Here is a 14528-nt window from a genome sequence, read left to right on the forward strand (position 1 = left end):
GACGCCAGATGAATCAGGCCTTGTTCAGCGCCTGAGCCGCAGCCAAAACCGCATCCACATGCCCCGGCACCTTCACGCCGCGCCATTCCTGACGCAACACACCGTTTTTGTCGATGAGGAAGGTGCTGCGATCAACGCCCATGTATTCCTTGCCGTAGAGCTTTTTCAGCTTGATCACATCAAATAGCTGGCAGAGCGCTTCTTCCTTGTCGCTGATCAGCTCGAAAGTGAATGCCTGCTTGGCCTTGAAGTTCTCGTGGGATTTCAGGCTGTCGCGGGACACGCCGAAGACTTCGGTGTTGGCGGCTTTAAAAGCCTCCAGTTGATCGCGAAAGCCCTGGCCCTGGGTCGTGCAGCCCGGCGTGCTGTCCTTCGGATAGAAGTAAATCACCACCTGCTTGCCTTTGAGGCTCGCGAGGCTGACGGTCTGCCCGCTGGTGGCGGGTGCTTCGAAATCGGTAACCGGTTGGTCGATAGCAACGGCCATGAAAGCTTCCTTACATTGGGTTTTGTGGGCGCCACGGCTCGATCAGGGCGTCCAGGTTCAGCGCGTCGGCGAAATCCAGGAACTGATCGCGCAACCAGCTGATTTGCACGCCGGCCGGCAATGTCACGGTAAACGTGGCATTGAGCATGGTGCCGCCGGTTTGTGGTGCCTGATACGTATCGCAGGTCAGGTTTTCCAGCTCGACGTTGTGGTCCATGAAGAACTGGCACAACTCGTTAATGATGTCCGAGCGGTAGGCCGAGCTGACATAGGCGACGTAAGGCAGAGCCTGCGGACGGTTTTCCAACGCCGCGCTACGCACCACGTTGACCGTGAAAGCGTGCTTCTTGGCGAGGATTGGGAGGCTGCCTTCCAGGCGGGCCAGAGCGTCCCAGCTGCCGGAGATCTCGAGGATCAGGGCACTGCACTCGCCATGACGGGTCAGGCGAGAGGTGACCACGGCGCAGCGGTTTTCATGGCTGGCGCGGCACAGGACGTTAGTCAGCTCCATGGGGTTGGCGCCGAGGGCACTGATGACAAGGAATTGTTCGCGAACTGTGGGGGTGGACATGCAGCATTCCTAAAGCGATGAGCGGTCGATACTTCTACGGGCTTTTTTTACCGGGGGCGACCCTGCGCAGACGAATTCAGAAAACCCGAGCCGAAGGTTGCAACGTGCTCCAGAGTGGCGGGAGCGAGGGGTGGCAACGCTGGATCGGGGCTTGTGATGCCGAAAATGGAGGCTGGAACCCGGCGTACGAGCTTATCAGTACCGATCAAAGTCTGAAGGGTAGCGAAAAGCAGCGCCAAGGGGAATGGCAGCAGCGCAGTACTTAGCTTGTACAAGCATCTTGGCGCCAGTACCATTACGGCTCTCTTTTTCCGGCAGGAGCGGTTGCATGATTGCGGGCAGTATGGTGGCACTGGTCACACCCATGGATGCACAAGGTAATCTCGACTGGGATAGCCTGAGCAAACTGGTGGACTTTCACCTGCAAAACGGCACCCACGCCATCGTGGCGGTCGGCACGACAGGTGAATCGGCCACGCTAGACGTGAACGAACACATCGAAGTGATTCGTTACGTGGTCAAGCAGGTTGCAGGGCGCATCCCGGTGATCGCCGGCACCGGTGCCAACTCGACGCGCGAAGCCATCGAGCTGACCACTAATGCCAAGGTCGCCGGCGCCGACGCCTGCCTGCTGGTCACGCCGTACTACAACAAGCCAACCCAGGAAGGCTTGTACCAGCACTTCAAGGCCATCGCCGAAGCCGTCGATATCCCACAGATCCTTTACAACGTGCCTGGCCGCACCGCGTGCGACATGCAGGCCGAGACCGTGATCCGCCTGTCGACCGTGAAAAACATCATCGGCATCAAGGAAGCCACCGGCGACCTGAGTCGCGCCAAGGCAATCATCGACGGCGTCAGCAAAGACTTCCTGGTGATCTCCGGTGACGACGCCACCGCTGTCGAGCTGATCCTGCTGGGCGGCAAAGGCAACATCTCGGTAACCGCCAACGTTGCCCCGCGTGACATGGCCGACCTGTGCAACGCCGCGCTCAAGGGCGACGCCGTAACTGCGCGAGCCATCCACGAAAAGCTGATGCCGCTCAACAAGACCCTGTTTATCGAATCCAACCCTATCCCCGTGAAATGGGCACTGCATGAAATGGGCTTGATGCCGGACGGTATCCGTCTGCCGCTCACCTGGCTCAGCGCTGCCTGTCACGAACCGCTGCGGCAGGCCATGCGCCAGTCCGGCGTCCTGGTTTAATTGAGGAAGTACAACGCATGAAGCGAATGGCCGGACTTTCCGCACTTGCCTTGATTATCTCCAGCACCAGTGGCTGCGGATGGATCTGGGGCCCGGAAGGTTACTTCCGTGACCGTGGTAGCGATTACCTGGAAGCGCAACAGACAGCACCAATGCAACTGCCACCGGATGTCAGCACCGCCAAACGTCTGGATCCGCTGTTGCCGATCCCGCGTAACGTGGCCGATGACACCGCCAAGGGCGAATACATCGTACCGCGCCCGCAACCGCTGTCGGCGCTTGCTGACGCCAGTGACTACACCCTGCAAAAAAGCGGTGATTCGAGCTGGGTCATGGGCCAGCACCCACCGGCCGAAGTCTGGCCAGTGGCGGTGCAATTCTTCCAGGACAACGGCTTCCGCCTGGACGAACAACGCCCGCAAACCGGCGAATTCACCACGACCTGGCAGCATTCCGACGAACTGTCCGCGGCCATGGCCAAGCGCCTGAGCGCAGCCGGTATCAGCGCCGACAACGAAACCCGTGTACGGGTCCGCATCGAGCCAGGCGTGCAGCGCAACACCAGTGAAATCTACGTGGTCAGTGCCCAGCGTCCTGCTGGCAGCACCGCCAACGTCGATTTCACCAACCGTTCGGTCAACACTGGCCTGGACGCGGCGTTGGTGGATGACATGCTCGCGAGCATGAGCCGCACGTCCGAGAAGGGCGGTTCGGTCTCCATGCTGGCTTCCCGTGATTTCGATACACCTAATCGCGTCAGCCTGAGCGAAGACGGCAGCGGCAACCCGATCCTGAACGTTGGTCCGGACCTGGATCGCGCCTGGTCGAGCGTCGGCCGTGCGCTTGAACAGGGCGAATGGCGCGTTGAAGACATCAACCGCAGCCTGGGCCTGTACTACATCAACCTGGCTGAAAAAGCCGAGAAGAAAGACGAGAAGCCTGGTTTCTTCAGCAGTCTGTTCGGCAGCAAGCCGAACAAGGAAGAAGTTGAAGCCCGTGCCGAGCGTTATCAGGTTCGCCTGAGCAAGGTTGGCGAGAACGTCCAGGTCACCGTCGAGAAAAATATCAACACCGTGGCGCCGGCAGAAGTGGCCCGCAAAGTGTTGAGCGTGATTCAGGACAACCTGGGCTGATCACATGCGTTTTGCCGTTCTCGGCAGCGGTAGCCAAGGGAACGGCACGCTGATAGCCAGCGCTGATACGTATGTGCTGGTGGATTGTGGTTTCTCCCTGCGGGAAACCGAAAAACGCCTGCTGCGCCTGGGTGTAAACCCGGCGCAGTTGAGCGCGATACTCGTGACCCACGAACATGCCGACCACGTGCATGGCGTGGGTTTGCTGTCTCGGCGCTACAATCTGCCTGTCTACCTCAGTCGCGGCACCCTGCGCGGGATGCGCAAACCGATTGAACCCGCAGGCTTCCTGGCCGGCGGCGAGCAATTGCAAATCGGCGCCCTGAACATCGAAGTCATTGCCGTGGCCCACGATGCGCAGGAACCGACCCAGTACGTTTTCAATGACGGTGAGCGGCGCTTCGGCCTGTTGACCGACCTGGGCTCGTATTGCAACAAGGTGCTGGACGGCTATCGGGACCTCGATGCGTTGATGATCGAGTCCAACCATTGCCGTGACATGCTGGCTCGCGGTCACTACCCCTACTTCCTGAAGCAGCGGGTGGGCGGTGAACTGGGACATTTGAACAACCACCAGGCGGCATTCCTGGTGTCTGAGTTGGGCTGGCAAGGCCTGCAACACCTGGTCCTGGCCCATCTGAGCAGCAAGAACAACCTGCCGCAGCTGGCCCGGCAATGTTTTGTCGACACCCTCGGGTGCGACCCGGACTGGCTGCAACTGGCCGATCAAGATTCAGGGCTCGACTGGCGACACATCGCCTAGCCCACCTACTTAGCAAGCGGAGCCCATCATGGAAAAACGTGAAGAACTCTACCGCGGCAAAGCCAAATCGGTTTTCAAGACCGACGACGCTGACCGCTTGATCCTGCTGTTTCGCAACGACACTTCGGCGTTCGACGGCAAGCGCATCGAGCAGCTCGACCGCAAAGGCATGGTGAACAACAAGTTCAACGCCTTCATCATGCAGAAACTCGAAGCAGCCGGCGTGCCGACCCAATTCGACAAACTACTGGGCGACAACGAATGCCTGGTTAAAAAACTCGACATGATCCCGGTCGAGTGCGTCGTGCGTAACTACGCCGCTGGCAGCCTGGTCAAGCGCCTGGGCGTCGAAGAAGGCATGAAGCTCAACCCTTACACCTTCGAACTGTTCCTGAAGGACGACGCCAAGGGCGACCCGTTCATCAACGAATCCCACGTCGTGGCTTTCGGTTGGGGCACCGCCGAGCAACTGGTTCGCATGAAAGAACTGTCGCTCAAGGTCAACGAAGTCCTGAGCAAACTGTTTGACGACGCCGGCCTGCTGCTGGTCGACTTCAAACTCGAATTCGGCGTGTTCTCCGATGGCTCCATCGTCCTGGGCGACGAATTTAGCCCGGACGGCTGCCGCCTGTGGGACAAGGCCACCGGCAAGAAAATGGACAAAGACCGCTTCCGCCAGGGCCTCGGTGACGTCATCGAAGCCTACGAAGAAGTCGCCAATCGTCTGGGCGTACCGCTTTAATCGACGCAAGCATCTGATAGCACGGAAAAATTTCGCTTAGGGGGGTTCGCTTCCTGCGAAAGTATTGTTATGATGCGCGCCGTTGGAGAGATGCCAGAGTGGCCGAATGGGACGGATTCGAAATCCGTTGTACCTTCACCGGTACCTAGGGTTCGAATCCCTATCTCTCCGCCATATTTAAAAAACCTTTGTAAATCAATGAGTTGCGAAGGTTAAGAAACAGCGATTTGTAGCAGTGGTTTGCAGCAGGTTTTGCAAAACACAGCGAATAAATCGCTGTTTTTTTTCGTCTGTCCTTTTTCGATTGAGTTATGAGTGTTAACGCCCTGTCCATCAGCCGTTACCCTCTGTGGCCGTCTATGGTTTGTGAAAGGGTGTCGACCGGGGAAGGTGCGTCCGGACCCGTTGAGACGTATTGGAGGGTGTCTGGTGTGCCTGCTTGGCTGCCGGTGGTTGACTGGGTACACCCGGGGAGCCACTTGTCTATTTTGGCTTTTCTCTCTTTGTCCTAATGTCCTATTGCCATGTGTTTGCCTTTCGGGCATAAAGGGCGAGGGCACCCCTCCAAGCTTTAACTATGCAGTGCTACCACTGCAATGATCGTTAATGTAAGGACATATGCTACTGTGAGTTACGCTGAGACTATCGATTCGCAATGTTATGAGTCTCGCGGGGCGTAAGGTAAATAGCGGGGGGTGCCGCTTCTTACTCCGGTAGCGTACAGGCCGGAGGCTGCCTTGAAGCTACTGAATCCCCCAAGTCGATCTATCCATAAGCTCGATTCTCTTGATCTTCTTTGCAACCTTCTGGGTGTAAAAAAAGGACAACTTCTTTATATCTGCTACAAGCGAGCAGATGAACAAAAATATAAATCCTTTGAGATTCCCAAAAAACGTGGCGGTCTTCGTAAGATTGATTCACCTCAAAAGGGATTGAGGGTGGTTCAGCAAAAGTTGGCAGAGCTTTTGACTGAGAATTTAGAGTTCAAACCTTGCGTTCAGGGTTTTATTAAAGGAAGGGGCATACTTCAAAATGCCATTTTGCATAAAAAATCTAACTGGGTGTTAAACGTAGATATTAAAGATTTTTTTGGTTCAATTAATTTTGGTAGGGTTCGTGCTGTTTTCATCGCCAAGCCTTTCGAAATTCATCCGGACGTAGCGACAGTTATTGCTCAAATCTGCTGTTTCAATAATTATCTTCCCCAAGGTGCTGCAACCTCTCCAGTTGTGTCGAATATTGTTGCCAGTATTTTGGATAATCGAATTATAAAACATGTTAGAAGCCATCGTCTTATTTATTCAAGATACGCTGATGATATAACACTTTCCGCGAAAAGGAATTTTCCCCGAGAAATAGCTCATGTTAGCGACGGACGAACAATCATTGGGGAAGATTTAGCCAATATTTTTTCGAGGGCCAGCTTTGAAATAAATGAAAAAAAGAGTCGGCTTCAATCAAAATATGATAGGCAGGAAGTGACAGGGCTAATAACAAATAAAAAAGTAAACATTCCTGCTGAGTATAAAAACAAAGTCCGTACCGCGATATACCACTGGATTCAAGACCCAAAAGAGGCGGAGCGTAAGTATTTCATTGATATACTAAAGCTTAATCCCGACGAAGTGGAGCTGACGGAAGATGGGCGAAAACTAAAGCATAACATATATGGTAGATTATCTTTTATCGCAATGGTGAAAGGAAAAGACGATCCAACATACGTTAAACTAATATTGAAAATGGCCGAGCATGATAAAACCCCTCCTAAATTTTTAAAATCCATTAAGGAAGAATATAAAATGTACGATGTTTTTCTCTGTCATGCATCAGAAGACAAAGCAGCCATTGTGGAGCCGTTGTATGAAGCACTTACGAAAATTGGTGTTCATGCATTTTATGACTCTAAGGAAATTGCGTGGGGTGATTCTCTTATCGAAACAATCAACAAAGCCCTTATTAAGTCGCAATATGTGATTGCGGTAATGACTGATAACTCTGTTGTGAAAGCGTGGCCGCAAAAGGAAATCAACGCCGTTCTCAATGGGGATATTTCTGGTGGAACCAAACGACTGCTGCCATTAATTCATGGAGATAAAGAAAAAATCCTCAATAATAATTTTTTGATGAGCGACAAGCTTTATGTTGTGTGGCAAGACAATCCAGACGAAATAGCACAAAAAATAAAAGCTTTGCTGGCATCATAATTTATAAAAAATTTTAACTCGTCGAGAAAAAACATGACTTATGTTCAGGTAAATCACGATTTTATAAAATTTATTGATCCAGGTTTGTATGCCGATGTTCTTAATAAAAGTGATGATGGGATTTGCGTGATAAGGCTGCAGCTGATATGCGAGCGGTTTTTAAGCGTCTATTTGAAAGAAAGGATTTCTCCAGAAAATATTGAGTTTTTCGTTAGTGGAAAAGGCAAGAGTGCTGAAATTCTCCGCCATTTTAATGAAAGACTAACTACATCGATAGCTTCTGGCTTGCCTGCTGAGTTGGCAAGGGCTTTAAAGCATATAAATAAAATTAGAAACCATTTTGCTCACAACCTCGATCATAAAATCATGCAGTCTGATATGGATAAATATTTTGAGCTGGTGGATTTGTTTAAAGTGGATGTCGGTATGATCCACGGTTGTGAAGGGCCAGTGAGGGAGGAAAAAATTAGTTCGGATGGCAAGGTAGTAAATGCCGTAGATAATTTTCAAGCTGGGTTTACTGCTGCTACTTACTTTTTAATGACAAAAGCCGGACTCTGGCTGGCCAATGATTTGCAAAAGCGAGGGCAGTTAAGCTTAGGTGAGCCATTGCAATAGAGGCTCGATCGGCTTGAGGTGTAGGCCTGTGAGCTAGGCGTTACTTTATAATCGGAATCAAATAGAGCGTCTTTGGTTTGCGTAAACATGCCAAGTAATTAACTGAAAGCCAGATTTAAGCTTTACAAGGAGTTGGGGTGGCTAAGCTTAGCAAAGTTAAAATAAAGAATGACAAAGTCATCTTGGCGGATGGGTCGATTGTTGATATGCATCCACGCCATAATTTCGATAAGCCAACACGTTTGCTTTTGCAACATATGGCGGCAGGTGTCTGCTCCAACCCTGATTGCCTGAGTCACACCATAGGCTCGAATCTTAAGCGAAACGATTATGCAGGTAACGGTGTCGCCGCTCACATTTGTGCTGCCGCTCCCGGCCCCGGTGCTGCTCGCTACAATAAACATCAGACGAAAGAAGAGCGTAGCTCGTACAAGAATGGGATTTGGCTCTGCGGGTCTTGCTCCATCATCATCGATCGGGATGAGTCACGCTATCCGGTTGATCTACTCTGTGAGTGGAAGGCTAAGGCTGAAAAACGTGCAATGACTATGGTTGGAACCAAATCTCTGACCCAGTTTGAATTGGCTGATAGTATTCGTGCTGAAGTGGTTAGAGCTTTGACGTGCAATTTTAATAATATGGTCAATCCTTTCGAATTTCCTGTTCAGTCCATTCATCATTCTTATAGCGAAGCAATAGAGAAGCTTGATCCACGCTTCAGCGTTAAGACAGTAGTTGATGGTGCTATCACTCACGTACTGTCGGCCAAAAACATTTCTGATTCCCGGTTTTCAGTTGTTGCAACCGGTGAAGCTGCGTCTGAATTACAGGACAAAATTGAAAATCATCGGCTGACAGGCCAAGGGTTCAAAATTGACTCATCAAAAATAAATTTTATAAATAATGATATTTTTCAGGCGTTCAAACAATCACGTCCCGGTTCATATCTATATCTAAAGCCTGCTGTTTTAATGGTTCAAAGCTCTTTGTATCTGGTGTCTGCGAATTCTCGTCATTTTCTTTGTACATTTGAAAGTAGTTATGTCGGTGGGGAGAAGGTGATAACGGTCGATGGTGAGACGCTAGATGGATTCTTAAGCTTTTGCTTTAAAGTTAACGCTATAGATTCAAATGTATTTATTGAATTTAAGACATCAATTGAGTCTTGGTTTGGGAATTTGGTTTCAGGGCTCAAGCATCTTCCAAAATACTTAGTGGCTAGTAGGTACCTTGACTCGGTTGCAGAATTCGGCTTTCTAATTGAATATGAAAATGCGGACACCCTTGTTCAGATTCCACCTGCCAAGGCTGAGTGCTATATACAAAATAATGAATCAACGATAAGTTTTAAGAAGTGTTTGAGTGCCCTGTGTGCGTTGCACGGATTTTCAAAAATATTATCTGATAATTTATATATAAAGCATTCCCCTTTGGATACGGACTCAGTACTGCTCTCACAGAGTTTTTTGCAGCTTGAAAAGGGGGCAGTGCTGCAGCCGTTAGAATATGGCTCGCTTATTTTTTCACAAAGGATGGATTCGATTGACCCTGAATTAGCTAGCTATTTTTGTTCTGGGGTTGAGGGTGTTTATTTTAGTATTAGTGATGGAGTCAGGGTTCTAATAGAAGTTTTTGGTAATTTTATAGAGTGTCCGCCGGTAGTCGCTTCTTATGAGGGTTTTGAAGTGGCTCTTTATTATGGTATATGTGGAGAGGATTCTGGTTTTTTGTTTGTTAATTTGTACTCGAATCAAGAGACAAAGGTTACTTTTAGCTTGGGTGATGGGGGCTTTGTTTTGAGGGGGTGATGTTTTTCATCTGGCGAGTAATTACTAAGCCATAAATATTGATTACTTACCAAGTCTAGTGTTTGGTTTGCTAATGGCTTTAATGGTCGCGGAAAATTAAGCCTGGATAATATTATGAAGTAATAGGTGCGTCGTTAAGCTCATCTAGCTTGGGCAAGTATCCTGAAAAAAGTTCGTGATACCAAAAAAACCTAACAGCAGGAGGTACGTCATTTTGTAGCAGAGTTTTGTAGCAAAATAGTCTAAATTTCCTGTGTCTATTGGTTTTGGCGGGCTGCAGAGTATGTTTCTGAACGTCCCTATCTCTCCGCCATTACATAGAAAAAGCCCCGTAGATGAAAATCTACGGGGCTTTTTCGTTTTCAGTTCTACGCAGAAAACATCCCCCAGAACATACCGATGACGACACAAGCCATCGCAACGGTGCAGCTCCAGCCCAATACCCTCAACACAGGGTGAATGACGAAAGATCCCATTATCTTTTTGTGCGATGCCATCAACATCATGATGAACATGATGGGCACCGCAATCACGCCATTGACGACGGCACTCCAAAGCAACGCTTTAATGGGGTCAATCGGCGCAAAGCAGATCAACACACCCAGTAATGTTGCGGCGGTGATGATGCTGTAAAACGCTTTGTCTGCCTGCGGTTTGGCCGCCAGGCTATTTCGCCATCGAAACGTTCCGGCCACTGCATACGCCGCAGAGCCTGCCAGCACGGGAACCGCTAACATTCCTGTGCCAATGATGCCTGCGCTGAATAACCAAAAAGCAAACTCCCCCGCGATCGGTCGTAATGCACTCGCTGCTTGTTCGGATGATTGAATGTCTGTAAGGCCATGCATATTTAGCGTGACAGCGGTGGTCAACATAATGAAATAAGCAATGATGTTAGAAATGCCCATCCCCACCATCGTGTCTATGTTGATGCGGGTGAAGTTGGCTCCTGCCTGGTGTGGCGCATTGATCAGCGGCTGAGCTTCAGGGTCGGCCGCCATGTCCTCAACTTCCTGAGATGCTTGCCAGAAAAACAGATAAGGGCTGATGGTTGTTCCAAAGATGGCCACCACTATTGTGATGTACTCCGGTTTCCAGGACATGTGAGGCCATACGGTCTGGCGAAAGACCTGCACCCATGGAATGTGCACGGCAAACATAATGCCCACGTAAGCGAACAACACGAGTGTCAGCCACTTGAGTACTCGCACATAACGCTTGTATGGGATGAACACCTGCAGAAGCAGAGAAACAACGCCAAAGCCAATTGCATAAAAATGGGGCGATCCGCCGATCAACAGCTTCAACGCCGCACCCATTGCTGCGATGTCGGCTGCGATATTGATGGTATTGGCAAACATCAATAGAGCGACGATGCCATATAGAAGCGGCCGAGGGTAATGGCAGCGGATATTGGTAGCGAGTCCGTGGCCACTGACTCGGCCTATTTTGGCGCTGATGATCTGAATGCCGACCATCAGGGGATAGGTGAAAAACAAGGTCCAAAGTGTATTCAAGCCAAACTGCGCGCCCGCTTGCGAATAGGTCGCTATACCGCTTGGATCATCATCCGCCGCGCCCGTGATAAGGCCAGGCCCCAGTTTTTTAATCCATGAGCGATGGGCAACAGCCGGAGGCGTGTCTATGAGTTCTTTCTTGTTCATTTTTTTCTCGGGGGCAAAGGGGTTGCCACACCAAGTGGACGTGGCGAGGCGCGTCCATGCGCCGTCATCACTCACCCGATACTTAACTAAACAGCCGGTTTTAGCGCTTGATCAGTGAAATCTTCGTACCTTCAATGCTGACCCCGGCCATTAACCCTTGTTGGTCGAAGATGTACGCGTAAGCGTCGTCTTTCAGCGTTGAGCTGGACAAGTTCTTCGCAACACCTTCATCAACCACAACAACGGTTGGCCCTACACCGATTTCCCAACCCTTGGTTTCGCGGACATATTTCACCGCTTTATCGGTCATCAGAAAAACCACATAGCCATACGACTGGGCGCCTGCCTGCAGTCCCCATGAGCCGGTGACGGAGTTGTAGTAACCGTCTACTTGCTTGCCCTGTAACAATTCGCCCTCGCCATAGCTACCGCCGAACACCAGGCCCGCCTTGATGATTTTCGGGAAGACAAGAATAGCTTTGGCATTGTGTGCAACGGTTTCGGCGAAGGGAGTGGTCTTATAGAGCCTTTGCAACGCTTGCCGAGAGTCGGTATTCAGATCCTCGGCAGTGGCCGCACCTGCCGTGTTCAGGAGGCTTGTCGATGCCAATGATGCAGTGGCGAGGAAGATCGATAGAAAGAAGCGCATTGACTGAGTCATATCCGTACTCCGATAAGGGAGCATTGGAGGGGAGCAGCAGTCCGCGCCTGCATCAAACAGGAATCGAGCCTACTGAACGTTATCCGGCGCACCCTAAACTGTGTGAGTCGCAAGCTTCGCGCTTGAATGAAACAGGCCCAAAGCCTGAGATCAGTCGCGATGCCGTCACTTATTGTGACTCCTGCGTAAGAGCCGGGTTCAGCGAGTCTTGAGTGAGAAGGCCGCGGCAGTCTTCAAAATACAAAACGCCCGATGCGGTGCATCGGGCGTCAGGGGGAAACAGGTGTAAACCTGTTTCAGGACAGACACGTTGCTACGGTTAGTCCACTTTTAGTTAATCCTGCACCGGCCATCCCCAATGTACGGAATCCGGTTTCACCAGCCGCTCGAAATGCTCGGCAATCCCCTCAATCAACCCAGCATCCCTGACTGGCTCCAATCCCGGATAGGGTTTTCCGTTGTAGCTCCCCGTATACGTCAACATCGCCTCGACACTTGCGCTTTTTTCATAAAGCGAGCGCATCAACTGGCTCTCCTGATCCTTGCTGTCCGTCGAGCGCAGCGCGTAGTGCAGTGCCAACGCAGTGCCGAACTCCAGGCCGGATGAGTCGATGCCGTGTTTTTTGGCCAGGTCGATGCTGCGCAGGATGCGTTCGTTGCGTTGCAGTTTGCGCAGCGGGTCGCGGCCGACGCGGGCGCACGGGTCTTTAAAGGACGTGTTGCAGCGTTCGAGGAAGGTTTTGGCGAAACCGGCGACGGCGTCGCTCATGTGCGGGTTGTCGGCGACCAGGGCCGGCCCGACTTCCTGGCGGATCAAGCGTTCGGCCAAGGCACTGACGCGCGGGTCGCCCATGCCCTGGCCCAGCCACGAATAACCCAGCAGGCTGGCGTACCAGGCAATGATGGCGTGAGGGCCGTTCCACAGGAGATTCTTGATCACCTGGGTCTGGGTGATGTCTTCCACGGTTTTTACTTGGCGCAATCGCTCCAGCAAGTTGCTACCGCGCTCGACATAGAGAGGCATGTCCGGTTCGCTGTTGAACAGGATCAGGTGCATCTGGCTGAGCGCGTTGCTGGACTGGGCGAAGGGCCGGAAGCGGCCGATCAGCCGTTCGTATTCAGGCGCCTTGTCGGTCGTTGTCGTCTGTGGGGCGGTCGGCTCATCGCTCAAGCTGTTCTGGAAGATCTTCGATTTGATCCGCAGTTGCCGGAGCAGGGCCTCGTTGGAAATCTTCGAGACGATGCGACTGACGACTGTTTCGGCAAAGTGCGTCTTTTCCAGTATCTGCGCGCAGGTCTCTGGTGAAACCAGAAGCAGCAGCTGCGCTTCGACGTGGCGACGGACGAAGGCGGCGCCACCGACCTTGTTCAGCACAATCAGGATGGTCAGCTCGCGTCGACGGCGTTCGAAGCGGCGGACCAAGCCCTTGGCGATCACATCCGCCTGTTTGCGAATGGCAGGCTCGGGCAGGCTGAGGCCGACGATTTCTGCGACGTCATACATATCGATCACCGCTTCGGCGTCGTCCATGTCGATCATTCGCAGGTTTTCGATGGTCTGGTCGAAGGATGTTGCGCTGTAGCGCACGCTGAATCGGCCGAAAGCCTCGACCGTTTCACGCAGCATCCGCGAGCGGGTGGCGCCGATGATTTCACAGGGGCGGGTGTAGCCATCCCAGTGGGAGAAAATCTGCGTCAGGTAACCACCACCCATGGCGCCGAAGCCGTGGATGCCCACGCGAAACTGGTTGAGTGCCTGAGGAAAAGTTTCGGTCAGTTCGGGCGTGCCGAGGTCGGGCATGCATTCGGTCAGGTCACCGAGAAATTCCTGCATGTTGCCGTAAGCCTTGAGCGCACCGGCCTTGACCTCCGGCGCGGGTGGCTTGATGTCCTCGATCAGGATCGGCTGCCCCTCGGCACGGATCGCCGAGAGCAGGCCGTTTTCCGAATCTTCGACCATAAAACAGTGGCCCGGCTCGCAATTGAGCGCACTGGCGGCCCGCAGGAAAATCTCGGGATGCGGCTTGCCCTGGCTGACTTCGTCGCCACACACGGTGATGTCGAAATACTTGAGCACGTTGGCATTGATCAAATACTCCTCGGCAATCGCCCGACGGCTTGAGGTTGCGACCGCCATGGTCAGGCCGTACTTGCGCAAGCGCTCCAGCACTTCCAGCAAACCTGGCTTGATCGGCACGCCCTCATTGCGCACATACGCCAACTCAAGCTCATCGGCACGCTGGCGGATCTCGGCATAGGGGAAGTCTTCGCCGTTATGCGCCTTCGCCAGGGCCTCGGCCTTCTTGGCGCTCAGGCCCAGCGAGCCGATCAGGGTTTCTTCGCTCAGCGGCTTGCCGAAAATCTCGCTGGATGCCTGCTTGAGAGTTTTGAAACGCAGGCGTTCGGTGTCAAACATGGTGCCATCCATGTCGAAGATGGCGCTGAATATTCTTTTTCCCTGGAAATAAATCATCGATTGATACTCCTTGTACCGTGGGGAGGCTCGACGCAAATCCGCCTCATGAGGGGCACTGCGCCAGCAAAATGTGGTGGCCTGGAGCTGACGGGCACGGTTCGAGGCGCAAAGGCCGACCGGGCGATGTCTCGCTCAGGAAGTGATGGGTTCAGATAGAAAAGCCAAGCGAGCACAAACTCCGCGAAAAAACGGGA

The 14528-nt window shown here is 52.2% G+C and carries 12 protein-coding genes and 1 tRNA gene; 8 read left to right on the forward strand and 5 right to left on the reverse strand.

Annotated features, from left to right (window positions below; genetic code table 11):
- Window positions 1-13 precede the first annotated feature (13 nt).
- Both ACWIKB_RS09085 and ACWIKB_RS09090 read right to left on the reverse strand, forming a co-directional pair.
- A complete protein-coding gene (locus ACWIKB_RS09085) occupies window positions 14-487 on the reverse strand; it encodes a peroxiredoxin (RefSeq protein ID WP_123597202.1) in 474 nt (157 codons plus the stop codon).
- Window positions 488-497: 10 nt separating this feature from the next.
- Window positions 498-1058 (reverse strand): glycine cleavage system transcriptional repressor, encoded by a 561-nt coding sequence (locus tag ACWIKB_RS09090; protein WP_054046705.1) that lies wholly within the window; start codon window positions 1056-1058, stop codon window positions 498-500.
- A 328-nt stretch (window positions 1059-1386) separates the two neighbouring features.
- On the opposite strand from ACWIKB_RS09090, the gene dapA reads away from it, so the two are divergent.
- The 8 genes from dapA (at window position 1387) to ACWIKB_RS09130 (ending at window position 9533) form a co-directional block, all read left to right on the forward strand.
- The gene (gene dapA / locus ACWIKB_RS09095; RefSeq protein ID WP_475266280.1) at window positions 1387-2265 is read left to right on the forward strand and encodes a 4-hydroxy-tetrahydrodipicolinate synthase; all 879 of its coding nucleotides are present in this window, start codon (window positions 1387-1389) and stop codon (window positions 2263-2265) included.
- A gap of 17 nt (window positions 2266-2282) precedes the next feature.
- Window positions 2283-3398 carry an outer membrane protein assembly factor BamC gene (gene bamC, locus ACWIKB_RS09100; protein WP_475266282.1) on the forward strand — a complete coding sequence of 372 codons (1116 nt, stop codon included), beginning with the start codon at window positions 2283-2285 and terminating at the stop codon, window positions 3396-3398.
- Window positions 3399-3402: 4 nt separating this feature from the next.
- Window positions 3403-4161, forward strand: coding sequence for an MBL fold metallo-hydrolase (locus ACWIKB_RS09105; RefSeq protein WP_123406244.1), 759 nt, complete (start codon window positions 3403-3405; stop codon window positions 4159-4161).
- A 28-nt stretch (window positions 4162-4189) separates the two neighbouring features.
- On the forward strand, window positions 4190-4903 hold the full coding sequence (gene purC / locus ACWIKB_RS09110; RefSeq protein ID WP_008034929.1) for a phosphoribosylaminoimidazolesuccinocarboxamide synthase: 714 nt from the start codon (window positions 4190-4192) through the stop codon (window positions 4901-4903).
- Between the two features lie 84 nt (window positions 4904-4987).
- Window positions 4988-5077, forward strand: a tRNA-Ser gene (locus ACWIKB_RS09115).
- 563 nt (window positions 5078-5640) lie between these two features.
- Window positions 5641-7107 carry a TIR domain-containing anti-phage reverse transcriptase gene (locus tag ACWIKB_RS09120; RefSeq protein ID WP_475266284.1) on the forward strand — a complete coding sequence of 489 codons (1467 nt, stop codon included), beginning with the start codon at window positions 5641-5643 and terminating at the stop codon, window positions 7105-7107.
- Window positions 7108-7140: 33 nt separating this feature from the next.
- On the forward strand, window positions 7141-7725 hold the full coding sequence (locus ACWIKB_RS09125) for a hypothetical protein (RefSeq protein WP_475266286.1): 585 nt from the start codon (window positions 7141-7143) through the stop codon (window positions 7723-7725).
- A 137-nt stretch (window positions 7726-7862) separates the two neighbouring features.
- Window positions 7863-9533 (forward strand): hypothetical protein, encoded by a 1671-nt coding sequence (locus tag ACWIKB_RS09130; protein WP_475266288.1) that lies wholly within the window; start codon window positions 7863-7865, stop codon window positions 9531-9533.
- Between the two features lie 368 nt (window positions 9534-9901).
- Here ACWIKB_RS09130 and ACWIKB_RS09135 read toward each other — a convergent pair whose 3' ends face one another.
- The 3 genes from ACWIKB_RS09135 to mtlD form a co-directional block, all read right to left on the reverse strand.
- Window positions 9902-11197: an NRAMP family divalent metal transporter gene (locus ACWIKB_RS09135; protein ID WP_475266290.1), complete on the reverse strand. Its 1296-nt coding sequence runs from the start codon at window positions 11195-11197 to the stop codon at window positions 9902-9904.
- A gap of 100 nt (window positions 11198-11297) precedes the next feature.
- Window positions 11298-11858 (reverse strand): lipid-binding SYLF domain-containing protein, encoded by a 561-nt coding sequence (locus tag ACWIKB_RS09140; protein WP_475266292.1) that lies wholly within the window; start codon window positions 11856-11858, stop codon window positions 11298-11300.
- A gap of 334 nt (window positions 11859-12192) precedes the next feature.
- Window positions 12193-14331: a bifunctional mannitol-1-phosphate dehydrogenase/phosphatase gene (gene mtlD / locus ACWIKB_RS09145; protein WP_475266294.1), complete on the reverse strand. Its 2139-nt coding sequence runs from the start codon at window positions 14329-14331 to the stop codon at window positions 12193-12195.
- Window positions 14332-14528 lie beyond the last annotated feature (197 nt).

Source organism: Pseudomonas sp. 5Vm1k (assembly GCF_056161485.1).

What these genes read in the sequence shown, in the direction of transcription:
- ACWIKB_RS09140 (WP_475266292.1), bottom strand. Translation starts at nt 11,858, where the DNA reads ATGACTCAGTCAATGCGCTTCTTTCTATCGATCTTCCTCGCCACTGCA.
- mtlD (WP_475266294.1), bottom strand. Translation starts at nt 14,331, where the DNA reads ATGATTTATTTCCAGGGAAAAAGAATATTCAGCGCCATCTTCGACATG.
- ACWIKB_RS09125 (WP_475266286.1), top strand. Translation starts at nt 7,141, where the DNA reads ATGACTTATGTTCAGGTAAATCACGATTTTATAAAATTTATTGATCCA.
- ACWIKB_RS09105 (WP_123406244.1), top strand. Translation starts at nt 3,403, where the DNA reads ATGCGTTTTGCCGTTCTCGGCAGCGGTAGCCAAGGGAACGGCACGCTG.
- ACWIKB_RS09085 (WP_123597202.1), bottom strand. Translation starts at nt 487, where the DNA reads ATGGCCGTTGCTATCGACCAACCGGTTACCGATTTCGAAGCACCCGCC.
- dapA (WP_475266280.1), top strand. Translation starts at nt 1,387, where the DNA reads ATGATTGCGGGCAGTATGGTGGCACTGGTCACACCCATGGATGCACAA.
- ACWIKB_RS09135 (WP_475266290.1), bottom strand. Translation starts at nt 11,197, where the DNA reads ATGAACAAGAAAGAACTCATAGACACGCCTCCGGCTGTTGCCCATCGC.
- bamC (WP_475266282.1), top strand. Translation starts at nt 2,283, where the DNA reads ATGAAGCGAATGGCCGGACTTTCCGCACTTGCCTTGATTATCTCCAGC.
- ACWIKB_RS09090 (WP_054046705.1), bottom strand. Translation starts at nt 1,058, where the DNA reads ATGTCCACCCCCACAGTTCGCGAACAATTCCTTGTCATCAGTGCCCTC.
- purC (WP_008034929.1), top strand. Translation starts at nt 4,190, where the DNA reads ATGGAAAAACGTGAAGAACTCTACCGCGGCAAAGCCAAATCGGTTTTC.